A 23,905-nucleotide genomic window follows, 5' to 3' on the forward strand; every position below is an offset into this window, starting at 1 on the left:
GTGGTCGGGTCGTGCAGGACGAGGACGTCGGGGGCGGCGAGGAGCGCGCGGGCCAGGGCGAGGCGTTGGCGCTGACCGCCGGACAGGCTCGCCCCCCGCTCGGTCACCGGATGATCGAGTCCCGTCGGGTACAGCGCGACGACCTCGTCGGCGGCCGATGCCGCCAGCGCCGCGTCGAGAGCGCCCGGCGGGGCGCTCGCCGAGGTACCCCAGTCGATGTTCGACCCCAGCGTGCCCGTGAACAGATGGGCGTCGTGGTGCTCGACGACGAGCGCGTGCCGTCGGGTGCCGGTCGGGATGTCCTCGATCCGGCGGCCGTCGACGGTGACCGATCCCGCGGGTGCGGTCGGATCACCGGCCAGCAGTTCCACGAGGGCGACCGCATCGCGTGCCGACGGCGCGAGCACGGCCACGTACTCCCCCGGCGCGATGTCGAGGACGAAGTCGGTGAGTCCACCGTGGGCGCGAGCGTCGATGCGCACCGCACCACGGGTGTCGGTCGGTGTGGACCCGCCCGATTCGGCGTCGGTATCGGCCTCGCCGCGCAGCGGCGGCGCGGCCAGCACCTGCGCGACACGATTCGCGCTGGCCCGGGCCTCGGCCACCCAGCTCGGCACGATGGCCAGCAGGGCGAAGGGGTCGATGAGGAACTGCGCGAGGCCGATGACGGTGATCAGGGCACCGATGCCCATGTCGCCGGTGAGCGCGAAGTACACCGCGGCGACCGCGACCCCCATGGCGGCCAGCGCGCCGGCCGCAGCGGAGGCGCCCGCGTGCACGCTCTGGATCCGCGCAGCACGCAGGGCGGCGGCCAACGAGGTGCGGCTCGAGCGTCGGTATCGGTCGGACGCGGCACCGGTGGCCCCGATCCCCTGCAGCGGTCGGAGTCCGCTCACGAGGTCGGTGGCCAGTCCCGAGGTGCGGCCGACCGTGTCCTGCTGCGCCTCGACGCGGCGCGCGATCAGGGGCGCGGTGACCTGCAGACCCAGCACCACGACGGGGATGCCGACGAGCACCATCGCGCCCAGCACCAGGTCGATCGTCAGCAGCACCACGCCGCAGGCGACGGTCCCGACGACCGCGCTCACGACGCGCGGGATGTAGTCGATGACGTACGAGGTGTTGTCGGCGTCGGTCGTGGAGATCGACAGCAGTTCGCCCGACGACCAGGCGTCGTCGCGACCGGCCGCGACGGCCAGCCCGCCGGGTTCGAGTGCACGACCGCTGAGTTCGTCGCGCAGCAGGTGTGATTCGCGCGCGATCCCGAACATCAACTGCCGGGCGCCGAGGCGGTAGAGGACGGTGAGCACGACGAAGACCGCGGCGAGCACGGCCGTCCACACGGCTATCGAGACATAGGAACCGGACGAGACGGCGCGATCGACGATCACGCCGATGAGGATCGGGATCGCGACCTCACACAGCTGATACCCGGCGATGAGGACCGAACCGCCCACCAGCCATCGGGCGTTGCGGGTGATGGTCCGGCGCAGGACCCATCCCCCGGTCACGCCCGCATCTGCTCCCGGAGGGAGCGCGGACGCATGTCGGTCCAGTTCTTCTCGATGTGGTCGAGGCAGCTCGCGCGGTCGGTCCCGGTGTCGCCGAACACGACGGTCCAGCCACCGGGGACGTCGGAGAACGACGGCCACAGCGAATACTGGTCCTCCGCGTTCACCAGCACCACGAAGGTGCCGTCGGTGTCGTCAAAAGGATTGCCGGACAATCCACTTCCTCTCGTCGAGCGTCGGCACCGGGCGCACGAACGCGTGGCGCCCGCGGTGCGGACGCATTTGATACCTGAACGGGGCGATGGTATCAAAGGTAAGGCTAACCAAATCGGTGGCCAGGCAAGGGGTGACTGTGCGCGTCGTGATGCTGGGCTACCAGACCTGGGGACACAAGACCCTGGAGGCGTTGGTCAAGTCACGTCATCAGGTCGAGCTGGTGGTGACCCACCCACCGAGCGAGCACTCCTACGAGTCGATCTGGGCCGACTCGGTGGAAGATCTCGCCCGCAGCGAGGGTATCGATGTCCACCTCGCGAAGCGACCCACCGACGAGTTGATCGCCGCTGTCACCGACATCGCGCCCGACGTGATGGTGGCCAACAACTGGCGTACCTGGCTCCCCCCGGAGCTGTTCGCCATCCCCGAGCACGGGACACTGAACCTCCACGACTCGCTGCTGCCCGAGTTCACCGGCTTCTCGCCCGTCATCTGGGCACTCATCAGCGGTGCGTCGCAAACGGGTCTGACCGCGCACATGATGGACGACGACCTCGACACCGGCGGCATCATCACCCAGCGCGCCGTGCCGATCACCGACACCTCCACCGGTACCGGTCTGGTGCAGGCGACCATCGATCTCATCCCCGAGGTGCTCATCGAGGCGCTCGACGCGATCGAGTTCGGGACCGCCGAGCTGACCCCACAGGACCTGAGCCGACGGACCTTCTTCCACAAGCGCGCCGACATCGACAGCCTGGTCGACTGGACGAAGCCCGCCGGCGAGATCGAGCGGTTCGTGCGCGCTCTGCAGGACCCGTATCCCAACGCCTACACGTGGTTTCACGGTGAGCGGTTGCGTATCACCGCCGCGCACCTCTCACGCAGCATCTACGGCGGGACGCCCGGCCGGGTGTTCATCGCCGAGGACGACGGGATGGTCATCGTCGCGGGCAGCGAGGCGTACCGCGGGGGCTCGCGGGGCCTGGTCATCGACCGGTTGCGCACCGACGACGGTGTCGAGCACAAGGCGTTGGACTACTTCACCCGCGGCGGCGGGTACCTGACGAACACACCTGCCTGAGGCGCTCGCCCCACAGATGCCGGGGCCGGTTGTCGGTGGTCAGTTGTACGGTTCGCTCCATCTTGTTCGTCCGCGTCGCCCCGGCGACTCGTTCTCTGGAGTGCACATGACCGATCCACAGCTGTCCCTCGTCGCCGCCCTGCTCGACCGTTCCGGCTCCATGCAGTCCATCGCCGACGACACCCGTGGCGGTTTCGACGCGTTCGTCGCGAAGGAGCGGGAGGCCGACGGGCGGACCGTCGTGACGCTCGCGCAGTTCGACAACGTCTACGAGTTGGTCTACGAGAACCGTCCGATCGCCGATGTCCCGCCACTGGAGTTGCTGCCGCGCAACGCCACCGCACTCTATGACGCCATCGGGAAGCTGGTCACCGACGTGGGCGTGGCGCTCGCCGCGAGACCCGAGCACGAGCGCCCCGGGTCGGTCACCGTCGTGGTGATGACCGACGGCCACGAGAACTCCAGCCGGGAGTGGACGAACTCCGCTGTGCGGGCGTTGATCACACAGCAGGAGCGGGTCTACGACTGGGACTTCGTGTTCCTCGGGTCCAACATCGATGCGGTGGAGGTCGGCGCCGATCTCGGTTTCGACCGTGAGAAGTCGATGACCTACACCTCATCGCCCGCCGGTGTCGCCGCCGCCTTCGAGTCGGTCTCGGGATACCAGGGGCGCAAGCGGAAGTCGCGGCGCGCCGGCACCGTACCGACCGGCGGGTTCACCACGACCGAACGGCAACGCTCCCGCGGGGAGTGACCCGGTTCAGCTCGATCGCGCGTTCCAGGCGTCCCACAGCTCGGCGTAGCGCCCGCCTGCTGCGGCGAGATCATGGTGCGTGCCGTCCTCGACGACGCGGCCGTGCTCGAGCACCACGACCCGGTCCGCGGCCGCAGCCTGTGTGAGTCGATGTGCGACAACCAGAGTCGTGCGGCCGCGCGTGGCCGCGGCGGCGGCCTGCTCCAGACCCCGGGCACCGAGGCTGCCCGCCTCGGCCGTCGCCTCGTCGAGGACGGCGACCGCGGGATCGGCCAGGACGAGCCGGGCCAGGGCGAGCTGTTGGGCCGCCGCCGCGGTGAGCTCATGGCCGAGTTCGCCGATCACGGTGTCCATCCCGTCGGGAAGGGCGTCGACCCATTCCAGCGCGCCGACCACGTCGAGGGCGGCACGGACCTCGTCCCGTCCGGCCGTCGGGTGGGCCAGTCGCACATCGTCGACGAGAGGGCCGGCGAAGACGTGCACCTCCTGGCTCACGATGGTGACCTGTCGACGGAGCTGGTCGACGGTGAGGTCGGCGACCGGGACCCCGCCGATCCGAGCCGATCCGCGGGTAGGTGCGTACTGGCCGGCGGCGATCGCCGCGAGCGTCGTCTTGCCCGCGCCGGTCGACCCGACCAGGGCCACCCGCTCGCCGGGCGCGATCCGGATGCTCACCCCGTGCAGCACCGGATGCCCGGGGGTGTAACCGAACTCGATGTCGGACAGCTCCAACGAGGTGTCGGTCGGTTCGGCGAGCACCTCGGTCGGCCGGGTGGCATCGTCGGGGATGTCGACCACACCGACGAGTCGCGCCAGGCTTGCGCCCGCGGACTGCACCTCGTCGAAGCTGTGCAGGATGGTGGCGATCGGGAAGAACAGCCGGTGGAACAGCAGGGCGGCCGCGGTGGCCGCGCCGACGGAGACCATGTCCCCGCGCACCAGGAAGAAGCCGGTGATGAGGACGGCGGCCAGGCCGACGAACTCGGCGCGGTTGGTGCGTCCGACGAATCGGGTGAACAGCGTGACGATCCCGATGGAGATGTCACGTGCGCGCACGGCGGCGGCGTCGATCTCGCCGAGGTGCCGGTCCTCGAGTCCGTAGGCGTGCACGGTTCGCGCGCCGACCATCGCCTCCATCAGCTTCTGTGAGCGGGTGGCGACGGCCCTGCGCTGCACCGCGTATCGCGGTGCCGACCGGGTGAGATACCACCGGAGGCTGACGATGTAGAGCGGCGCGGCCAGCAGACCGGCCAGCCCCAGTCTCCAGTCGAGCCCGGCCATCGCCGCGATGCCGAGAATCGCCATCAGCATCGACGTGATCATCGTCGGCAGCACATCGGTCACGGCGCGGCCGATGGTGTTGACATCGTCGCCGATGCGCGACAACAGATCTCCCTTGCCCGCCTGCTCGACTGTCGTGGTCGGAAGGGTCAGGGATCGCTCGATCACGCGTTCGCGCAGACGTGCCAGCAGCGTCTCGCCCAGCTTGCTGACCAGATACGTCGACACCCCGGTGGTGATCCCGCCGACGATGGCGGCGACGACGATGACCACCGCGATCACGGTGATCGACGAGACCGGATCGCGGTCGCGTACGCGGTCGATCAGTTCGGCGAAGACGTAGGTGGGCAACACCGACGCCCCGGCCGCGACGATGCCGACCAGCAGCATCACGGTGGTCGAGCCGGCGTTGCGACGCAGCTCGGCGCGCAGCCATCGCCAGGAGTCGCGGGCGGTCGCGATCGGGAGGAGCGTGTCGGGGGCGTCGGCGGGATCGTCGGTCGCCGTGGTCGAAAGAGCGGCCATCAGCGCAGCACCGCCCGACGGTAGTCGTCGTCGGACTCGCTGAGCTCGGCGTGCGAGCCGGAGGCGGCCACCCCGTCGCCGCGCAGCACCACGACCCGGTCGACGCCGGCCAACAGGGTGGGGCTGCTCGTGACCAGGACGGTGGTGAACCCGGTCTCGCCGCGGTGGCGCATCGCGGTGATCCCGTCGGCGACGGTCTTCTCGGTGACCGAGTCGATGGCGGTGGTCGGGTCGTGCAGCACCAGTACCGACGGCTCGACGAGCAGCGCCCTGGCCAACGCGACGCGCTGACGCTGACCGCCGGACAGGCTCGAGCCGCGCTCGGTCACCGGCGCGTCGAGGCCCGCATCGTGCATGGTCACCACGTCGGTCGCCGCCGAGGAGCGCAGCGCGTCGGTGACGAGCTCGGGGTCGGGATCCGGCGCGCCCGCGGTGATGTTCGACCCGAGGGTGCCGGTGAAGATGTCGGTGATGTGCGGCTCGACGACCATGGCGTCGCGCGCCTGCCGGTGCTCGATCTCGTGCAGGTGGTTCGCCCCGAGCCGCACGGTCCCGCGGTACTCCTCCGGCGGGACCCGACCGGACAGGATCGCGACGAGCGCCTCGGCGTCGGCCGAGTTCGGTGCGACGACGCCCAGGAACTCGCCGGGTTCGACGGTCAGGTCGACCCCGTCGAGGGAGCCGTAGCCCAGCCCCGACAGTTGCAGTCCGTAGGGCGGCTCACCCGGGTCGCGCTCGCCGTCGGGCAGCAGCGACGGTGCCGCGAACACCAGCGACAGCCGGTTGGCCGACGCCCGTGCCTCGGCGACCCAGCTCGGGACCACCGTCAGCTGGGTGAGCGGCTCGATGAGGAACTGCGCCAGTCCGATGACGGTGACGAACTGTCCGATGCTGATGTGGCCGTCGAGCGCGAGCCATCCGGAGGCGATCGCGATACCCGCGGACAACAGATTGCTGATGGTCGCCGACACGCCGGCGAACCCGCGCTGGGTGCGCGCCGCGCGCAAGGTCGCCTGCAGCGAGGTCTGGCTGATGTCCCGATAGCGTTGCGCGGCGGCCTGTTGCGCCCCGATGCCCCGCAGCGGACGCAACCCGGCGACGAGGTCGGTGGCCACGGCGGTGGCCCGGCCCACCGTCTCCTGCTGGTCCTGCACGCGGCGGGTGATCAGCGGTGCGCTCAGGTGCAGGACGGCGAGCACGACCGGTGTGCCCACCAGGACACCGAGTCCCAACGGCACGTTGATGATCATCAGCGCGACGGCACACGCGAGGGTGGCGGTGACGGCCTCGACGATCCGCGGGATGTAGTCGAGCATGTACGAGGTGTTGTCGGCATCGCTGCCGGCGATGGTGAGCAGCTCACCCGACCGCAGGTCGGTGCGAACGCCTCTCGGCGAGAGGATCTTCGCGGCGACCTCGACGCGCAGGGTGCATCCCTCCCCCGCCTCGGCCCAGGTGAGGATCCGCGCACCGAACCGCCAGGTGAGCGTCAGCGCCATGAACAGACCGAACAGCACCGCGATCCACACGACCAGTGCACCGAGGTCGCCGGTGCTGACCGCCTTGTCGATGACGACGCCGATCACGACGGGCACGAGCACCTGGGTGATCTGGTGCAGGCCGTAGAGCAGGGAGCCGGTGGTCAGCCAGCGGCGGTTACGAGCCATCCCGAGCAGCAGGATGCGAGAGCCGGTGAGCACGGTGGCCGACCGGGTCTCGCGCGTACTGCTCGTGTCCGCGGCGCTCATGCCTCGCGCACGTCGGGGACGGCCGAGAGGTCCCGCCTGGCGCGGGCGGTCCGCGAGGCACGCGGGATCACCATCGGGGTGCCGGTCTCCGGGTCGTCGATGATCTGGCAGCGCAGCCCGTAGACGTCCTCGACCAGCTCGGCGGTGATGACGTCGGCGGGATCGCCCTGCGCCACTATCGATCCCGACTTCATGGCGATGATGTGGTCGGCGAAGCGGCACGCATGGTTGAGGTCGTGCAGCACGGCGACGATCGTGCGGTCCTGCTCGGCGTTGAGCTCGGCGAACAGGTCGAGCAGCTCGATCTGATGGGCGATGTCGAGGAACGTCGTCGGCTCGTCGAGCAGGATCAAGGGCGTCTGCTGGGCGAGGACCATCGCCACCCAGACGCGTTGGCGTTGCCCACCGGACAGTTCGTCGACCGGTCGCCCGGCGATGGACGTGACGCCGGTGGCCTCCATCGCCTGCGCCACCGCACGCTGATCGTCACGGGAGTACTGGCGCATGACCTTCTGGTGCGGGAAGCGTCCCCGGGCGACGAGGTCGGCGACGGTGATGCCCTCGGGGGCGATCGACGACTGCGGGAGCAGGCCGAGTCGGCGCGCGACCTCCTTCGTCTTGAGCGAGGTGATGTCGGCGCCGTCGAGGATGACGTGTCCGGCCGTCGGCTTGAGCAGGCGGGCCAGCCCGCGGAGCAGCGTGGACTTGCCGCAGGCGTTGGGGCCGACGATCGCGGTGATCGCACCGGTGGGGATGTCCACGCTCAAGCCGTCCACGATCGCCGCGGCGCCGTATCCCAGCGAGAGGTCACGTGCGCCCAACGAGGTGTGTGTCATCGACTTCTCCTGTGTCATCTTCTCCTGGGTCATCTTCTCCTGGGTCATCGACTCCTCCTGGCTTGTACGACGAGCAGCCAGATGAGGTAGAGGCCGCCCACCGACACCGTCACCGCGCCGACCGGGAGCTGCGCGGGCGCGACGATCTTCTGTGCGACGAGGTCGCTGAACAACAGCAGGAACGCCCCCATCACCGCCGATGAGACCATGCCGACCCCGGGCGCCCCGGTGAGTCGACGGGCCAGCTGCGGTGCCGCCAACGCGACGAAGGCGATCGGTCCTGCGGCCGCGGTCGCGACGGCCACCAGGATCACCCCGACCACGAAGTAGGCGATGCGGGCTCGCTCCGGTCGGACGCCGAGCGCACCCGCGGCGTCGTCGCCCATCTGCAGGATCGGCAGCTGCGGACCGATGGCGACAAGGGCCACCAGGGCGATCGCCACGCACACGAGCACCGGGTAGAGCTGTCCCCACTCCAACCCGTTGAGTGACCCCTGCTGCCAGATCGACGCCGTGATCGCCTGCTGCAGTTTGATCTTGATGATGATCCACTGGTTCACCGAGCTGAGCACGGCACCGATCGCGATACCGACGACGATGAGTCGGAACCCGGCGACGCCGTTCCTGTACGCCAGCGAGTAGACGACGGCCGCGGTGATCAGTCCACCGATCATCGCGCCGGCCGCGGTCGTGTAGTAGCTGCCGCCGAGCATGCCGATGGCCACCAGGGCGCCGGTGTAGGCGCCGATCTCGAAGCCGATGACATCGGGACTGCCCAGCGGGTTACGGGTGAGCGCCTGGAAGATCGCACCCGAGATCCCCAGGGCCGCACCGATCACCAGGGCGAGCAGGATCCTCGGCATGCGGTAGTCGAGGACGACGACCTGATCGAAGCTGTGGTTCTGTCCGGTCAGGACCTCGATCACGCCCGCGGGCGAGACCGGGTACTCCCCGACGCCGAGGGCGAAGACCGCCAGCACCAGGGCGCCGACGCCGAGGATCGACAGGACGGTGATGGTGCGCCACGAGGCCCGCAACGACAGCCGCGGTCCGCGCCGTACGACGACCTGACGTGCGCCGAAATCGACGGGCGGCAGACGTTTCTCGGGCGCGGTCACAGGCCGGTCGCATTCGAACGACGGATGAGCCAGATCAGTACGGGCGCGCCGACGAACGCGGTGACGATGCCGACCGGCAGTTCACCCGGCGGGATGACGACCCGACCGACGATGTCGGCGGCGAGCATGAGCGACGGCGCGGCGAACACGCAGTAGGCACAGATCCAGCGCCAGTCCGGGCCGGTGAACCAGCGCACGGCGTGCGGCACCATCAGTCCGACGAACCCGATCGGCCCGGCCGCCGCGGTGGCCGACCCCGCGAGCAGTGTCACCGCGACCAGCCCGAGCACCCTTGTGCGGCGCACGTTCCCGCCCATCGCGGCGGCGAGGTCGTCGCCCAGCGCGACCGCGTTGAGGGAGCGGCTGACGAAGATCGACAGCACCACACCGACGACGACGAACGGCAGGATCACCCACACCACCGACATCGGACGGCCGTCGAACGCGCCGGCGTCCCAGAAACGCAGTTGGTCGAAGGCACGCGGGTTGCGCAGCCGGATCGTGTAGCCGACGCCGTCCATCACGGCGCCGATGGCGACACCGGCGAGCAACACCCGCACCGGGGTGGCCTCGGCGCGGCCGGTCATGCCCACCAGGAAGACGAACACCATCGACACCAGGGCGCCGATGAACGCGAACCAGATGTAGGACATCACCGACGTCAGGCCGAGGAAGGCGATCGCCGACACCACGAACAGGCTCGCGCCCGAATTGATCCCGAGGATCTGGGTGTCGGCCAGCGGGTTGCGGGTGACGCCCTGGATCAGGGCACCGCACAGACCGAGGGCGAGGCCCACGACGATGCCCAGGATGGTGCGCGGGATCCGTAGATCGTGCACGATCCACTCGTTGCCGGTGTCGGTGTAGTTCGTCAGGGCACGCCACACCGTGCCGAGCCCGACGGACTGCGTTCCGATGGCGAGACTGAGCACGCACATGACCACGAGGACCCCGACGGCCACGAGAAGACCGGACCAGCGGCGACGCCCGAGGTCGGTCGGTGCGCTGCCCCCGGATTCGGGGGCAGCGAGATCGGACGGACCCAGGGTCGACACCACGCGCGATGCCTACAGACCCGCGCGCTCGAGCGCGAGGTCGAATTCCTCCGAGGCGACCTTGTCGCCCTTGCCGTCGGCCAACGCGCGCTCGTACACCGCGACCAGCTCATCGCTCATCGACTCGAACTTGCGGTCCCAGGTCTCGGAGTCGAACCGCCAATAGCCGATGATGTCGAACTGCGCGGCGGTGAAACCGTGGTCGGACCGCAGCCGTTTGCGGATCTGCCGCGACGGCAGGGCCTCGCCGGCGAACCAGCAGTAGCCGCGACCCTCGGGATGGACGAAGTCGCCGACCAGGGTGGTGAGCGCACTCTCGGCGTATCCGTTGCCGGTGCCCACCGATGTCACCATCTCGACGCCCTCACGGCGGGGGAGGTAGGCCAGATCAGAGTCGTCGCCGACCTCGACGATCGCCGTCGCGCACGTTCCCTCGGGCAGTTCGTCGATGATGCGCGCCACCGCGGGCAGACCCGAGAGGTCGGCGACCAGCAGCTGCCAGTCGGCGTCGGCGGGGGGTCGGTACCAACTCCGGGCGTGCGCGAGAACCACCTGGTCGCCGCGGTGCACCGAACGGACCCAGTCGCTCGCGATCCCGCGTTCGTGCAGGACGAAGTCGACGGTGATCTGCCGCGGACCCGGCCCGCGCAGACGGACGGTGTAGTTGCGGCCGGGCGGTGCTGTGTCGGCGTCGAAGTAGGCCCATACGCCGTCACGCTCTTCCATCGCCGGCGGGCAGTTCTCCCCGCTGCGCGGAAAGTAGATCCCGACGGCGTCGTCACCGGAATCGGGCAGACCCAGATCGGCGAGGTCGGGAACGTCGAACACGACTCGGCGAAGGCGTGGGGTCAGGTCGGTGATGGCCACGACGGCTCCGAACACGGTTCCCATGAAACGAAGGCTACCCTTAGTTCGTGAGCGTTCGACAGTCGGCCGACCGAGTGCACCGAGATGTGGGCAAGAAAAAGCTTCGACCGAGCTGCCGGGTCGGGGGTCTGGCAGCTCAGCCGAAGCTGTCTTGGATATCGAGTGACGCCGGTCTGGCGTTACACATTTCCTGAAATTATTTTTCTGGTGCCGTCACCTGCGCAAACCCCTCGGAAGTCACGTCGCGCAGACCACGGTCACCGATGGGCGATCAGGCCTCGACGATGGCCGTGACGCCCTGTCCACCTGCAGCACAGATCGAGATCAGTGCGCGGCCGCCACCGTTTGCGTGCAGCTGCTTGGCCGTCTGGGCGACGATGCGTCCGCCGGTCGCGGCGAACGGGTGACCGGCCGCCAGCGACGATCCGTTGACGTTGAGCTTCGTACGGTCGATCGAGCCCAGGGCGGCGTCGAGACCGAGACGGCCCTTGCAGTACTCGTCGGACTCGAACGCGGCGAGCGTGCAGAGCACGACCGAGGCGAATGCCTCGTGGATCTCGTAGTAGTCGAAGTCCTGCAGCGTGAGGCCGTTGCGCTCGAGCAGACGCGGGATCGCGTAGGTGGGCGCCATCAGAAGGCCGTCGGGGCCGTTGATGTAGTCCACCGCGGCGGTTTCGACGTCCACCAGGTGCGCCAGCACCGGCAGGTTCTTCTCCGCGGCCCACTCATCGCTGGACAGCAGCACCGCCGACGCACCGTCGGTGAGCGGCGTGGAGTTGCCCGCGGTCATCGTCGCGTCGCCGAGTCCGACACCGAAGACCGGCTTGAGCTTCGCCAGCTTCTCCACCGAGCTGTCCGGACGCAGGTTCTCGTCACGGGTCAGGCCCAGGAACGGGGTGATCAGGTCGTCGAAGAAGCCTGCGTCGTACGCCTTGGCCATGTTCTGGTGGCTGGCCGCGGCGAGCGCGTCCTGATCGGCGCGCTTGATGCCGAACTCCTTGGCCGTGATGGCGGCGTGGTCACCCATCGACATGCCGGTGCGCGGCTCGCCGTTCTTGGGGATCTCGATGCCGATCTTGGGCAGCAGTGCAGCGATCGCCTTGAGGCGGTCGCCGGTGCTGCGGGCCCGGTTGACCTCGAGCAGCGCCTTGCGCAGCGGCTCGGAGACGCCGATCGGCGCGTCCGAGGTGGTGTCGACGCCGCCGCCGATTCCGGCGTCGTACTTGCCGGTCGCGATGCCGTCGGCGACGAGCGAGATGGCCGAGAGGCCGGTGCCGCAGGCGTGCTGGACGTCGATGCCCGGGGTGTACGGCGACAGGGCCGACCCGAGGACGGACTCGCGAATGAGGTTGAAGTCGCGCGAGTGCTTGAGGACGGCACCGCCTGCGACCATGCCCAGACGCTCACCCTGCAGACCGAAACGGCTCACGAGGCCGTTGAGGGTGGCGGTGAACATGTCCTGGTTGCTGGCCTTGGCGTACGCCTTGTCCTGGCGGGCGAACGGGATGCGGTTGCCGCCGACGATCGCGACCGGCCGAACCGTCTTCGCCTTGGCGGCGCTGGACTTGGCTCGAGTGCTCTTGGATGTTCCTGCTGTTGCCACTGCTGATCTCCCCGGGTGTCGGATGGAAGCTATAGCGTATTCTTACTCGCGAGTAAGTTACTTGTCGAACCCCGCCGGGTGCCAATGCGCAACCGCCGGGTGGGGTGGGGAAAACCAAACCAACAAGGAGTCATGACGTGGCAAACACCGGCCTGTACTCGCAATTCGTTCATTCGCTTCCGGGCGCGTTCATCGCCAAGCAGGCGGGCCTGCCCGTGCCGCCGCCGCTGCGTCGGTACAAGCCGTCCGACCCGGCGCTGACCGGTCCGGTCCTGCTGGGCGGATCCGGGCGACTGATCGAGCCGCTGCGTGAGCTGCTCGACACCCCCGACTACGAGGTGATCCACAACAACGTCACCGGGAAGTCGGCCGACAAGTTCGGCGCCGTGGTCCTCGACGCCACCGGCATCACCTCCCCTGCCGATCTGAAGGAGCTCTACGAGTTCTTCACCCCGACGCTGCGGTCGGTCACGCCGTCCGCGCGTTTCCTGGTCCTGGGCACCACCCCCGAGCTGATCACCGACCCGAACGAGCGCATCGCGCAGCGCGCACTCGAGGGCTTCACCCGCTCGCTGGGCAAGGAGCTCCTCAAGGGTGCCACCGTGCAGCTCGTCTACGTCGCGCCCGACGCCCCGACCGGCCTGTCCGGTCTGGAGTCGACCGTCCGCTTCATCCTCTCGGCCAAGTCGACCTTCGTCGACGCGCAGGTCATCCGCATCGGAACCGGTGAGGCCACCCCGCCGGCGAACTGGGACAAGCCGCTCGAGGGCCGTGTCGCCGTCGTCACCGGTGCCGCGCGCGGCATCGGCGCGACCATCGCCGAGGTCCTCGCCCGCGATGGCGCACACGTCATCGTCGCCGACATCCCGGCCGCCGGTGAGGCGCTGTCGAAGACCGCGAACAAGGTCAAGGGCACCGCGTTCCCCGTCGACGTGACCGCCGCCGATGCGGGCGCGACGCTGGCCGAGCTGGCCAAGGAGCGCTTCGGCGGCATCGACATCATCGTCAACAACGCAGGCATCACCCGCGACAAGCTGCTCGCCAACATGGACGCCTCGCGCTGGGACTCGGTCATCGCCGTGAACCTGCTGGCACCGCAGAAGCTGGTCGACGACCTCATCGCCGCCGACGCACTGAAGTCCGGTGGCGCGGTCATCGACGTCTCGTCGATCGCGGGCATCGCGGGCAACCGCGGTCAGACCAACTACGGCACCTCGAAGGCCGGCGTCATCGGCCTGGTCGACGCCTACGCGCCGATCCTCGCCGAGAAGGGCATCACCATCAACGCGGTGGCCCCCGGCTTCATCGAGACCGCCATGACCGCCGCGATCCCGCTGGCCACCCGTGAGGCGGGGCGCCTGATGAGCTCGCTGCAGCAGGGCGGTCAGACCGTCGACGTCGCCGAGACCGTGGCGTACTTCGCGAGCCCGGCGTCGTCGGCCGTGACCGGCAACGTGGTCCGCGTGTGCGGCCAGGCCCTGCTGGGTGCCTGAGATGGCAACCGTCGCACTCACCCGCCTCCCGGCGACCTCGGACGTCTACCGCAGTGCGGTGCTCGGGATGCTTCCCGGCATCGGCAAGAGCGGTCCGGTCCGGCCCGACGCCTCTCTGCCCGACACCGTCTACACGGTGTCGAACCTGACCACCGACGCCGACCAGGTCCGGGCGTACTGCTCGGCGACCGGCCTGCAGTTCGGTGAGTTCCTGCCGCTGACGTTCCCGTTCGTCGCACAGTTCCCACTGATGATGCAGACCATGGTCGCCCGGGACTTCCCGTTCGGCGCGGTCGGTTCGGTGCATCTGGAGAACCGCATCCACCGACTGCGGCCGATCTCGATCGGCGAGCCGCTGTCGATCGCGACGCACGCGGAGAAGCTGCGCGAGCACCGCAAGGGCATCCTCGTCGACGTGGTCAGCCGTATCAGCGTGGGCACCGAGCTGGTGACCGAGCAGGTCTCGACGCTGCTGAGCCAGCAGCGCACGAGCCTGTCCGACGGCGAGCGGTCCGCCCCGCCGAAGGATCATCGGCCGCCGGCACCGGATGTGTCGCTCGCGGTGGACCTCGGGCGCATCCGTGCGTACGCCGGGGCCAGCGGTGACCGGAACCCGATCCACATGGCCAACCTGACCGCCAAGGCGTTCGGTTTCCCGCGTGCCATCGCGCACGGGATGTGGACCGCAGCAGCGATTCTGGGCAGCATCGAGGCACACCTGCCCGGCAATGTCGTCTACGAGGCGAAGTTCGGCAAACCGATCCTGTTGCCCGCCAAGGTCAACGGCTACGTCGACGCGGTCGATGGCAAGTCGGGCACGTCGGGTTACGACGTGTCGGTGCTCAACCGCAGCAAGGGCTACCCGCACCTGACCGGGACCCTGCGCGGCGCCTGAACCGTTCTCTGTACCCGAACTCCCCGTCGTGATCTATGTCACGGCGGGGAGTTCGTGCATCTAGGTTGTTCGTTACGACTACACAATCACTGAGCTCGAAGACGTCGGGCCGATCACGAAGGAGTGAGTTCCATGGCTGCAGATTTCATCGACAAGGCACAGAACAAGGCGCAGGAAGTCGCCGGCGAGGCGAAGAAGGCGGTCGGTGACGCCACCGACAACGACGACCTCAAGGCCGAGGGCACCGCCGACAAGGCCGGCGCCAAGACCAAGCAGGCCGGCGCCAAGGTCTCCGATGCCGCCGAGGATGCCAAGGACGCCGCCTCGGACGTCGCCGACGAGGCGAAGGACAAGGCCGAGGACGTCAAGGCCAAGGCCGAAGACGCCGCGCAGGACGCCAAGGAGCAGGCCAAGGACGTCGCCCAGGACGCGAAGGTCAAGGCAGACGAGGTCGCCGACAAGGCGAAGGACGCTGCCGCCGACGCGAAGGCCCAGGCCAAGGACGTCGCGCAGAGCGCAGAGAAGAAGGCGAACGAGGTGGCCGACAAGGTCGCGTCGAACATCCGCAGCATCAACAGCCGCGACGTGGAGAAGGCCGCCACCAGCCCGGCCCTCATCGCAGGTGTCGTGGCGGTCATCGCCGGCATCATCGCGGCGATCGTGATCAAGCGCCGCTGATCTCTTCGGCAATCCGCTCCACTTTCGTTGAAACGCTCCGGTTGCAACCGGAGCGTTTCGATGTAAGTGGAGCGTTTGCGTCTGACGACGGCCCGGTACAACGGAGGTATGCGAAATACAACGCTCGGTGACCTCGAAGTTGGACGAATCGGACTCGGCGCCATGGGGATGTCCCACGGTTACGGCGGATCCGGTGAGGACGACGCCGGTTCGATCCGCACCATCCATCGCGCGATCGAGCTCGGCGTCACCCTGATCGACACGGCCGAGGTGTACGGGCCGTACATCAACGAGGAGCTGGTCGGACAGGCGCTGAAGGGGCATCGCGACGAGGTCGTCCTCGCGACCAAGTTCGGACTGATCAAGCATTCCGACGGCGACGCCGCCGGCCTCGACAGCAGTCCCGCGAACGTGGCGACCTCCGTGGAGGGTTCGCTGCGACGCCTCGGTGTCGACCACATCGACCTGCTCTACCAACACCGCGTCGACCCCGCCGTGCCGATCGAGGACACCGTCGGGGCGATGGCGGAACTGGTGACCGCAGGCAAGGTGCGCCATCTCGGCCTGTCCGAGGCTGCGGCGAGCACGATCCGCAGAGCCCATGCCGTTCACCCGATCAGCGCCCTGCAGTCGGAGTACTCGTTGTTCACCCGCGATCCCGAAGACGGCGTCCTGGCCGTGTTGGCCGAGCTGGGAATCGGTTTCGTCCCGTACTCGCCGCTGGGCCGAGGGTTCCTGACCGGCCAGATCCGTTCGGCCGACCAGATCGGCGCGAACGACATGCGTTCGGACAACCCACGCTTCGTCGGCGAGAACTTCGCCCGCAACCTCGAGCTCGTCGGCATCGTCGAGGCGGTCGCGAAGGAGGCCGGGGCGACGAGCGGCCAGGTCGCACTCGCGTGGCTGCTGACCCGCGGTGAGCACATCGTCCCGATCCCGGGCACCAAGCGCATCGCGCGGGTCGAGGAGAACGTCGGTGCGGACTCGATCACACTGTCGGCCGAGCAACTCGAGCGACTCGACTCGCTGCCGCCCGCCGCCGGCGACCACCACAACGAGGCCCAGATGCAGATGATCGAGCGCTGAGCTGCGGCACGCTCGATAGGTGGTTTCGGCCCGCTCGGCGGGGCTAGTCGATTGTGGGACCGCTTTTTTGGACTGTGATCATGATTGACGGGGTTGGTCGGGGGTGTCGGCGACAGCGACTGGGCTGTTGGCTGAGCCGACGGACGCCCCACCCGACCCCAGCAGCACTCCCGACGCCGTTCTGGCTGTCTACTGTTGGCACGTGAGCGATCAGTACGACGAGGCACCCGAGCAGTTCACCCAGGTCGGCGACATCCGGCTGTGCCATCAGGTCGTCGGCGACGACAACGACCCGACCGTCGTGTTGATCATGGGGCTCGGTCTCGACATGCTGTGGTGGCGCGACGAGTTCTGCCTCGATCTCGTTCGTCGCGGCCTCCGAGTCGTCCGGTTCGACAACCGCGACGTCGGTCGCTCGACGCATCTGTCCGGCCCGATACCCACCGCCTGGCAGTACCTCCGGCGATCAGCACCGGTGACCTACTCCCTCGAGGACATGGCCGACGACACCGCCGGGCTGATCCGAGCGGTCGCTCCCCGCGGCGCCCACATCGTCGGCGTCTCGCTGGGATCGTTCATCGCGCAGCAGACCGCGATCCGGCATCCCGACCTGACACGGTCGCTCGTCTCGATCATGGGCCGTCCGGGTGACGGCCGAAACGGCAAGTCGTCCAAGCGGTATCTGCTGTCCGGGCTGCGCGCCCCCAAGCCGGACCCGGTCGACGAGATGGTCGCCGCGTTCGAGCGGATCGGATCCAGCGGGCGCACCGAGGCCGACGAGAACGACGTCCGCACGATCATGCCGCGCTCACTGGCCCGATCGGGTGACGACACCGGCTCCGGTCGGCAGATCGCGGCGATCTTCGCCGAGGTCGACCGCACCCGCGGCCTGCGCGATCTACGAGTTCCCGCGCTGGTGATCCACGGCGACGCCGACCGTGTGATCGCCCCGTCCGGCGGGCGGGCGACCGCAGCCGCGATACCGAGCGCCGAGCTGGTCACCATTCCCGGAATGGGTCACGACCTCGCCCGTCGACACTGGGGCGACGTGCTCGACGGGATCGAGCGCACGGTCCGCCGCGCGGAGGCGACCACCTCAGCCTGACGTCAGGCGCTGTTCGTACGTGCGGACCGCGCCGATCAGGATCCCGAACACCCGGTGGGCCGTCGCCAGATCGGCCTCGTCGACATCGGCGAGCGCGCCACGGGTGAGTTCGCCGAGCGGACCGAAGAACTCGCGTGCGACCTCCATGCCGTGATCGTCGTAGCGCAGGATCACCCGGCGACGATCGTTCGGATCGGGCTCACGGCGGATGTGCCCGGAGCTGATCATCCGCTCGACGAGGTAGGTCATGGCCGCCGACGACATCCCCAGCGAGCTTCCCAGCCGACCGACGGTCAACGGGGCGCCCTCGACGTCGGCCACCATGATCCGCAACAGGGCCTGGAAATCGTTGGCGCCGAGCTCGTGTTGGCCCGCGAACACCCGGCCCAACTGCTCGGACGCGGCCGCGAGGGCGCGCATGTCCGCCGCCATCGCCGACTCGAGTTCTGCACGTTCCACGTCGGGCAGCCTACCCACGACTCCCGGATAAGTCTCACTTGCTTAACAGTTCAGTTTCTGAGATTGTCGGTTTCGTGAACAACTCGAGTGTGAACAACCCGAGCGTGGAGACCACGAGCACTCGGACCTCCTCCGCCTGGGATCGCCTCGCCTCCGTCGTCAGCGGTCGTCGATCGTGGGCCCTCGGCCTGGTGATCCTGATCCTGGCCATCGCGTTCATGACCGTCGTCGGCGAGAACGGTTCCGGCGACGACTCGCCGGTGTCGCTGCCGGACTCGGCCCAGTCCGCGCAGATCGACGACGTCCTCGCGGCGTTCCCGGACGCCGACGTCACCCCGGCGATCCTGGTGGTGGACCGGCGCGACGGCGCCGCGCTCACCGACACCGACCGAGCGGCGATCGGGGACGCGCGGATTCGGATGCTCGCAGTCAACCGTTCACTGCCCGCAGGTCAGAGCTCCACCGAGGGCCCGACCGTCGTCGTCGCGCCGGACGGCAAGGCGGCCATCGCCACCGTCGGTGTCTCGTCGTCGCTGAGCGGCTTCGGCCTGCGCGACACCGTCGACGAACTGCGCGACGCCGCCGACACCGGCCTGCCGTCGGACCTGCGGACGCACGTCACCGGCGGCCCCGCGTTCGCGGCCGACATCGCCAACTCGTTCTCCGGCGCCAACGTGACGCTGCTCGCGGTCACCGCGCTCGTCGTCGCCCTGCTGCTGATCGCGACGTACCGCTCCCCCGTCCTGTGGCTGGTCCCGCTGATCGTGGTCGGCCTCGCCGATCGCATCGCGAGCTCCGCGGGAACCGCACTCGCCGCCGCGACCGGCCTGAGTTTCGACGGATCGACGTCCGGCATCACCAGCGTCCTCGTGTTCGGCGCAGGCACGAACTACGCGCTGTTGCTCATATCGCGCTACCGAGAGGAGTTGCGGCGCTTCACCGACCACCGCGACGCCTTGCGCGCCGCGGTCCGACGGGCGGGACCGGCGATCGTGGCCAGCAACGTCACCGTCGTCCTCGCCCTGCTGATCCTGCTGCTCGCCGCGCTGCCGAGCACCCGCAGCCTCGGCGCCTTCGCTGCCGCCGGACTGTTCATCGCCGCGGTCTTCGTCCTGTTCGTGCTGCCGCCGGCATTGGGTCTGTTCGGGCGAAAACTGTTCTGGCCGTTCGTCCCACGTGCCGATACCGACGCGGGCGCTGCACATGACACCGTCGAGCGCGGCGTGTGGCATCGGGTCGCGACCGGCGTGGTCGGGCACCCGGTTCGATCGGCGATCGCCGCGTTCGCGCTGCTCGTCATCTGCGCCGCAGGCCTGTTCGGCACGTCGATCGGGCTGTCGCAGACCGAGCAGTTCCGTGTCAGCGCCGATTCTGTCGTCGGGTTCGACGTTCTCGACGAGCACTTCCCCGCCGGTCAGTCCGACCCGACGACCGTGACCGCATCCACCGCGGTCGCCGGTCAGGTCGACGCCGCGCTCACCGGTACCCCTGGGGTGGAGTCGGTTCGACAGACCGGCACGTCCGACGCAGGCCAGACCCGGTGGAGCGTCGTACTGACCTCTCCCCCGGCCTCGAGCGGCGCGTTCGACACCGTCTCGACCATCCGGTCGACCCTGTCCGACATCGATTCGGCCGACGCATTGGTCGGCGGCAGCGACGCCCAGGCGCTCGACACCCGCAACGCCGCGGGCGACGACCGTCTGCTGCTGATCCCGCTGATCCTCGCCGTCGTGCTGGCCGTCCTGTTCGTCCTGCTGCGCGCCGTCCTGGCGCCACTCGTCCTGATCGCCGTCACCGTGTCGAGCACGGTCGCCGCACTCGGACTGGGCAGCTGGGTCAGCGAGCACGTGTTCGGATTCCCCGCCCTCGACAACAACGTCGTGCTGTTCGCGTTCCTGTTCCTGGTCGCTCTCGGCGTCGACTACACGATCTTCCTGGTCACCCGGGCGCGCGAGGAGAGTGCGGGCCACCCCATTCCGACGGCGATGATCCGCGCCGTCTCGGCGACCGGTGGTGTCATCACCAGCGCCGGTATCGTTCTCGCCGCGGTGTTCTGCGTTCTCGGGATCCTGCCGCTGATCACGCTGACCCAACTCGGGATCATCGTGGGTCTGGGAATCCTGTTGGACACGTTCGTGGTTCGCACCGTCGTGGTACCGGCCCTGTTCACCCTCATCGGCGAGCGGATCTGGTGGCCGAGCCATCCCGGGCTCGATCGACCCCGGGCTGCCGAGACCTCTGTCCCGGGCTAACCTTCCCCCGTGGAGGCCCTCACGGTGATGATCCCGGCGCGCAATGTGGCGACCACGGTCGAGCGCGCCATAGCCTCGGTGGCCCGAGCCCTGCCCCGCGACGGGCGGATCCTGGTCGTCGACGACGCGAGCGAGGACGACACCGCGGCCGTCGTGCAGCGCGTCGCACGGCGGGATCGACGCGTCGGTCTGCTCGACGTCGGCGGGCGACGTCTCGGCGTGACCGGCGCCGCCAACGCCCTGCTCGACGCCGCCGAGACCCCGTTGGTGGCACGGATGGACGCCGACGACGTCAGTCTGCCCTGGCGGTTCCGGTCCCAGCTGTCCCTGATGCGCCGCCACGATCTCGACCTGGTGTTCTCGCCTGCGCTGTTCGTCGGCCCCGGACGGTTCGCCGCCGCACCGCAGCCGCTGCTGGGCGCCAACCCCCGGTCGCTGTCGTACGAGCTGCTGCTCAACTGCGCGGTCATGCAACCGTCGCTCACCGGCCGCCGCAGCGCGATCCTCGACGCCGGCGGGTACCGCACGGTCCCGGCCGAGGACTGGGATCTCTGGATGCGACTGGCGCTCAACGGGACCCGGATGGGCCGGACGTCCCTTCCGTCGGTCGCCTACCGCAGGCACGCCGCCCAGACCTCGTCACAGGAGTCCTACAAACAGGCCGTGGCCGCGGACGCCCCGACCGCACAGGTGCACCGCGACCTGTGTCGTTCGACGTTCGGTCGCGAGTACCGCGCCTACTCCGCGCTGACCGGCCCCGGTGCACCACCGGACGAGGTCGCCGACGCGGAGCAACTCATCGACGACGTGGCCGAGCGGGCGGCGGATTTCCCTCCTGCCGAACGGATCTCGATCCGTTCGACCGCGCACGGCCTCCGACTCCGCCTGCGCGGGCGCTACCCGACGGTCTGACCCGCACCCAAGCCGGGATCGCGCGCCAGATCGTCGGCCGCCGACATCAGGGCCGCGATGTAGGCCTCGCGCTCATCGCGGGTGACGGACGGTCGCAGCGGGCCCATCTGCAGTTCGTGGGCCGCCTGCCCACCGACGACGACTGGTGCGGCGAGATAGCTGACCGGCAGCGCGGTGTCGTCGTCGAGTTCGTCGGCCGTGTAGGCCCGGGCCGTGAGCGCGGACAACTGCGTCAGCACCTTGGCGCGCAGTCGTGGCCGCAGCAGGTCGCTCCCGACGACGTCGAGCAGGTCCGCCAGGACCTCGACCAGACCCGCGTCCTCCGACGCCGGCCGGAACAGCACGTATCGACGACGCTGCACCAGCGCGAGCAGGTGTTCGCCGGCGACGCCGGCATCGGCCGCCCACCCGTCGCGCTCGGGTCCGCCGCGCCAGGGCATGACCGCGGCACCGGCCGGGTACGCCAGCGGAACACGGTGTCCCACGGGGAGACCCGGGATGTCGCGTGCACCACCGTGGGCCTTGGCCAGCACGGTCAGCGCACCGATGTCGATGCGGCTCAACGTCACACCGCACCCCACCTGCGCCCCGAGCGCTGCGAGGCGTGCCGCGACGGAGTCGGACGGGGCCAGGCGCGCACCGACACCGGCCAGTGCCGGTCCCACCGCATAGCGGCGGTCGGTGTCGCGCGTGACCCACGACGCGTCGGCGAGTTCGCGAAGCACCGCGGTGGCCGTCGCCCGGGCGATACCGAGGGCGGCGGCGATCTCACCCACCCCCATCGGGCGGTCTGCGGACGCCAGCATCCCCACCACTGCGATCACCCGACGTGTCGGCGGCGACGGAGATCGATCGACCACAGCCGACTCCTCTCGTCCTGGGCGGATGCTTGTCAGCTCGAGCGGGCAGTCCCTACACTGAGCCGCGCGTCGAAATAATAGACCAGTGTATGACGAATATTCGTCGTCCGACCCAGGGAGCACCGATGATCCAGGACCGATTCCGATTGGACGGGCAGGTGGCGGTGGTGACCGGCGCGGGTCGTGGACTCGGCGCCGCCATCGCGATCGCATTCGCCGAGGCAGGCGCCGACGTCGTCATCGGATCGCGTACCGAGTCCCAGCTCGACGAGGTCGCAGAGCAGGTGCGCGCCCTGGGTCGCCGCGCCGTGGTGGTCGCGGCCGATCTCAGCGACCCGGAGGTCACCGCAGGTCTGGCCACGACAGCGAAGAACGAGCTCGGCCGCCTCGACATCGTCGTCAACAACGTGGGCGGCACCATGCCGAACGCGCTGCTCGACACCAGCGTGAAGGCGCTCGAAGGTGCGTTCCGTTTCAACGTGTCGACCGCGCACGCACTGACCTGCGCCGCGGTGCCGTGGATGCTGGAGAACACCGACGGCGGATCGATCATCAACATCACCTCGGCGATGGGACGGCTGCCCGGCCGGGCGTTCGCCGCCTACGGAACCGCCAAGGCCGCGCTCGCCCACTACACCCGGCTCGCCGCCGAGGACCTGTCGCCGCGGATCCGGGTCAACGCCATCGCACCCGGCGCGATCGCCACCTCGGCACTGGAGATGGTCACCTCCGACGAGGGCATGCGGACCGGGCTGGAACGGGCCACCCCCCTGCGGCGCATCGGCCACACCGACGAGATCGCTGCGGCCGCACTGTATCTCGCCTCCGCGGCCGGCGCCTACACGACCGGGAAGATCCTCGAGGTCGACGGTGGGATCATCAAGCCCAACATGGACCTGCCGCTACCCGATCTGTGAGACGTGCTCTCCGGTGACCTTCTTGTCGCCGGCCAGACCGTGCCACCCCATGCCGAACACGAGGTCGGTGGCGCTGTCGAGATCGATGTCGCCCTCGGTGATCCGGTCGGCCACCGCCTCACCGGCTCCGACGAGTGCGACCGCCATCAACTCGAAGTCGGTCTCGGTCGCCTCGACCGTGGTGCCCCGGCGGAGCAGGTCGGCGATCATCTCGATGAGTCGAGCGCGGCTCGCATCGACGATCGCGGTGAAGTTCGACTGCGCGGTGGCCACCCGATAGAGCACCCGCCACGACGCCCGGTTGGTGTCGACGAAGTGCAGGAACTCGTAGATGACGGTGCGGGCCTGGTCGCGCTGCTTGAGGTTCGGGTCGAACCCGGTGCTCATGGCCTCGATGAACCGGCTGCCCTCACGGTTCACGCAGGCGGCGAACAGCTCGTCCTTGGAACCGTAGTAGAGGTAGAGCATCGGCTTGCTGATGTTCGCGGCGGCGGCGATGGTGTCCATCGCGGTCTCGCGGAAGCCCTTCTCGGCGAACACTGCGACGGCTGCGTCGAGCATCTGTTGTTCGCGCACTGCGCGGGGGAGCCGCTTCGTGCCACCGGCCATGGTCCACCGCCTTCCACCCGGTCCGAACTGAAGACCTCAAC

22 protein-coding genes are annotated in these 23,905 nt (G+C 69.1%); 10 read left to right on the forward strand and 12 right to left on the reverse strand.

Annotated elements, in window-relative coordinates; translation table 11 throughout:
* Together JHC79_RS05405 and JHC79_RS05410 are read right to left on the reverse strand one after the other, a co-directional pair.
* Positions 1-1,511 (reverse strand): ABC transporter ATP-binding protein (locus JHC79_RS05405; protein WP_296389095.1); only part of this gene is annotated, 1,511 nt, incomplete at its 3' end.
* Positions 1,508-1,726, reverse strand: coding sequence for an MbtH family protein (locus JHC79_RS05410; RefSeq protein ID WP_296389097.1), 219 nt, complete (start codon positions 1,724-1,726; stop codon positions 1,508-1,510). The genes JHC79_RS05405 and JHC79_RS05410, both read right to left, overlap by 4 nt.
* A gap of 137 nt (positions 1,727-1,863) precedes the next feature.
* Here JHC79_RS05410 and JHC79_RS05415 point away from each other — a divergent pair, with 137 nt between their 5' ends.
* Both JHC79_RS05415 and JHC79_RS05420 read left to right on the forward strand, forming a co-directional pair.
* Entirely contained in the window at positions 1,864-2,811 is a 948-nt protein-coding gene (locus tag JHC79_RS05415; protein ID WP_296389099.1) for a methionyl-tRNA formyltransferase, read from the forward strand.
* A gap of 106 nt (positions 2,812-2,917) precedes the next feature.
* Positions 2,918-3,565, forward strand: coding sequence for a VWA domain-containing protein (locus JHC79_RS05420; protein WP_296389101.1), 648 nt, complete (start codon positions 2,918-2,920; stop codon positions 3,563-3,565).
* Between the two features lie 6 nt (positions 3,566-3,571).
* Here the strand turns inward: JHC79_RS05420 and JHC79_RS05425 are convergent, their stop codons facing one another.
* From JHC79_RS05425 to JHC79_RS05455, 7 genes are all read right to left on the reverse strand, one after another.
* Entirely contained in the window at positions 3,572-5,371 is a 1,800-nt protein-coding gene (locus tag JHC79_RS05425; RefSeq protein WP_296389103.1) for an ABC transporter ATP-binding protein, read from the reverse strand.
* Entirely contained in the window at positions 5,371-7,119 is a 1,749-nt protein-coding gene (locus JHC79_RS05430) for an ABC transporter ATP-binding protein (protein ID WP_296389105.1), read from the reverse strand. Before JHC79_RS05430 ends, JHC79_RS05425 begins: the two co-directional genes overlap by 1 nt.
* Entirely contained in the window at positions 7,116-7,955 is an 840-nt protein-coding gene (locus JHC79_RS05435) for an ABC transporter ATP-binding protein (RefSeq protein WP_296389155.1), read from the reverse strand. Before JHC79_RS05435 ends, JHC79_RS05430 begins: the two co-directional genes overlap by 4 nt.
* A 44-nt stretch (positions 7,956-7,999) precedes the next feature.
* Positions 8,000-9,073, reverse strand: a complete 1,074-nt coding sequence (locus tag JHC79_RS05440) for an iron chelate uptake ABC transporter family permease subunit (RefSeq protein WP_366782317.1) — start codon at positions 9,071-9,073, stop codon at positions 8,000-8,002.
* Positions 9,070-10,131 carry an iron chelate uptake ABC transporter family permease subunit gene (locus tag JHC79_RS05445; protein WP_296389106.1) on the reverse strand — a complete coding sequence of 354 codons (1,062 nt, stop codon included), beginning with the start codon at positions 10,129-10,131 and terminating at the stop codon, positions 9,070-9,072. Before JHC79_RS05445 ends, JHC79_RS05440 begins: the two co-directional genes overlap by 4 nt.
* A gap of 9 nt (positions 10,132-10,140) precedes the next feature.
* Positions 10,141-11,019: a siderophore-interacting protein gene (locus JHC79_RS05450; RefSeq protein ID WP_296389108.1), complete on the reverse strand. Its 879-nt coding sequence runs from the start codon at positions 11,017-11,019 to the stop codon at positions 10,141-10,143.
* A 247-nt stretch (positions 11,020-11,266) separates the two neighbouring features.
* Positions 11,267-12,598 (reverse strand): acetyl-CoA C-acetyltransferase, encoded by a 1,332-nt coding sequence (locus JHC79_RS05455; protein WP_296389110.1) that lies wholly within the window; start codon positions 12,596-12,598, stop codon positions 11,267-11,269.
* Positions 12,599-12,735: 137 nt separating this feature from the next.
* Here JHC79_RS05455 and JHC79_RS05460 point away from each other — a divergent pair, with 137 nt between their 5' ends.
* The 5 genes from JHC79_RS05460 (at position 12,736) to JHC79_RS05480 (ending at position 17,855) form a co-directional block, all read left to right on the forward strand.
* The gene (locus tag JHC79_RS05460; protein ID WP_296389112.1) at positions 12,736-14,091 is read left to right on the forward strand and encodes a 3-oxoacyl-ACP reductase; all 1,356 of its coding nucleotides are present in this window, start codon (positions 12,736-12,738) and stop codon (positions 14,089-14,091) included.
* A gap of 1 nt (position 14,092) precedes the next feature.
* Entirely contained in the window at positions 14,093-14,986 is an 894-nt protein-coding gene (locus JHC79_RS05465; protein WP_296389114.1) for a MaoC/PaaZ C-terminal domain-containing protein, read from the forward strand.
* A gap of 132 nt (positions 14,987-15,118) precedes the next feature.
* Positions 15,119-15,664 (forward strand): CsbD family protein, encoded by a 546-nt coding sequence (locus JHC79_RS23800; RefSeq protein WP_366782321.1) that lies wholly within the window; start codon positions 15,119-15,121, stop codon positions 15,662-15,664.
* Positions 15,665-15,772: 108 nt separating this feature from the next.
* On the forward strand, positions 15,773-16,750 hold the full coding sequence (locus tag JHC79_RS05475) for an aldo/keto reductase (RefSeq protein WP_296389116.1): 978 nt from the start codon (positions 15,773-15,775) through the stop codon (positions 16,748-16,750).
* A gap of 202 nt (positions 16,751-16,952) precedes the next feature.
* Positions 16,953-17,855 (forward strand): alpha/beta hydrolase, encoded by a 903-nt coding sequence (locus tag JHC79_RS05480; RefSeq protein ID WP_296389118.1) that lies wholly within the window; start codon positions 16,953-16,955, stop codon positions 17,853-17,855.
* Here the strand turns inward: JHC79_RS05480 and JHC79_RS05485 are convergent.
* Positions 17,847-18,323 carry a MarR family transcriptional regulator gene (locus JHC79_RS05485; protein ID WP_296389159.1) on the reverse strand — a complete coding sequence of 159 codons (477 nt, stop codon included), beginning with the start codon at positions 18,321-18,323 and terminating at the stop codon, positions 17,847-17,849. The two genes, JHC79_RS05480 and JHC79_RS05485, sit on opposite strands and share 9 nt — an antisense overlap.
* A 209-nt stretch (positions 18,324-18,532) precedes the next feature.
* Here JHC79_RS05485 and JHC79_RS05490 point away from each other — a divergent pair, with 209 nt between their 5' ends.
* Complete coding sequence (locus JHC79_RS05490) at positions 18,533-20,566, forward strand: MMPL family transporter (RefSeq protein ID WP_296389161.1); 2,034 nt, start codon at positions 18,533-18,535, stop codon at positions 20,564-20,566.
* 9 nt (positions 20,567-20,575) lie between these two features.
* Positions 20,576-21,478, forward strand: a complete 903-nt coding sequence (locus JHC79_RS05495; protein WP_296389120.1) for a glycosyltransferase family 2 protein — start codon at positions 20,576-20,578, stop codon at positions 21,476-21,478.
* On the opposite strand, the gene JHC79_RS05500 is transcribed toward JHC79_RS05495, so the two are convergent.
* On the reverse strand, positions 21,463-22,338 hold the full coding sequence (locus tag JHC79_RS05500; RefSeq protein WP_296389121.1) for a helix-turn-helix domain-containing protein: 876 nt from the start codon (positions 22,336-22,338) through the stop codon (positions 21,463-21,465). The genes JHC79_RS05495 and JHC79_RS05500 overlap by 16 nt on opposite strands.
* 125 nt (positions 22,339-22,463) lie before the next feature.
* Between JHC79_RS05500 and JHC79_RS05505 the strand changes: the two genes are divergently transcribed.
* Entirely contained in the window at positions 22,464-23,255 is a 792-nt protein-coding gene (locus tag JHC79_RS05505) for an SDR family oxidoreductase (RefSeq protein ID WP_296389123.1), read from the forward strand.
* On the opposite strand, the gene JHC79_RS05510 is transcribed toward JHC79_RS05505, so the two are convergent.
* Positions 23,241-23,864 (reverse strand): TetR/AcrR family transcriptional regulator, encoded by a 624-nt coding sequence (locus JHC79_RS05510; RefSeq protein ID WP_296389126.1) that lies wholly within the window; start codon positions 23,862-23,864, stop codon positions 23,241-23,243. The genes JHC79_RS05505 and JHC79_RS05510 overlap by 15 nt on opposite strands.
* Positions 23,865-23,905: the final 41 nt, after the last annotated feature.

Source organism: Williamsia sp., assembly GCF_016462415.1.
Taxonomy (GTDB): domain Bacteria; phylum Actinomycetota; class Actinomycetes; order Mycobacteriales; family Mycobacteriaceae; genus Williamsia_A.

What these genes read in the sequence shown, in the direction of transcription:
- JHC79_RS05420 (WP_296389101.1), top strand. Translation starts at nt 2,918, where the DNA reads ATGACCGATCCACAGCTGTCCCTCGTCGCCGCCCTGCTCGACCGTTCC.
- JHC79_RS05425 (WP_296389103.1), bottom strand. Translation starts at nt 5,371, where the DNA reads ATGGCCGCTCTTTCGACCACGGCGACCGACGATCCCGCCGACGCCCCC.
- JHC79_RS05430 (WP_296389105.1), bottom strand. Translation starts at nt 7,119, where the DNA reads ATGAGCGCCGCGGACACGAGCAGTACGCGCGAGACCCGGTCGGCCACC.
- JHC79_RS05435 (WP_296389155.1), bottom strand. Translation starts at nt 7,955, where the DNA reads ATGACACACACCTCGTTGGGCGCACGTGACCTCTCGCTGGGATACGGC.
- JHC79_RS05450 (WP_296389108.1), bottom strand. Translation starts at nt 11,019, where the DNA reads ATGGGAACCGTGTTCGGAGCCGTCGTGGCCATCACCGACCTGACCCCA.
- JHC79_RS05465 (WP_296389114.1), top strand. Translation starts at nt 14,093, where the DNA reads ATGGCAACCGTCGCACTCACCCGCCTCCCGGCGACCTCGGACGTCTAC.
- JHC79_RS23800 (WP_366782321.1), top strand. Translation starts at nt 15,119, where the DNA reads ATGGCTGCAGATTTCATCGACAAGGCACAGAACAAGGCGCAGGAAGTC.
- JHC79_RS05475 (WP_296389116.1), top strand. Translation starts at nt 15,773, where the DNA reads ATGCGAAATACAACGCTCGGTGACCTCGAAGTTGGACGAATCGGACTC.
- JHC79_RS05490 (WP_296389161.1), top strand. Translation starts at nt 18,533, where the DNA reads ATGACCGTCGTCGGCGAGAACGGTTCCGGCGACGACTCGCCGGTGTCG.
- JHC79_RS05505 (WP_296389123.1), top strand. Translation starts at nt 22,464, where the DNA reads ATGATCCAGGACCGATTCCGATTGGACGGGCAGGTGGCGGTGGTGACC.
- JHC79_RS05510 (WP_296389126.1), bottom strand. Translation starts at nt 23,864, where the DNA reads ATGGCCGGTGGCACGAAGCGGCTCCCCCGCGCAGTGCGCGAACAACAG.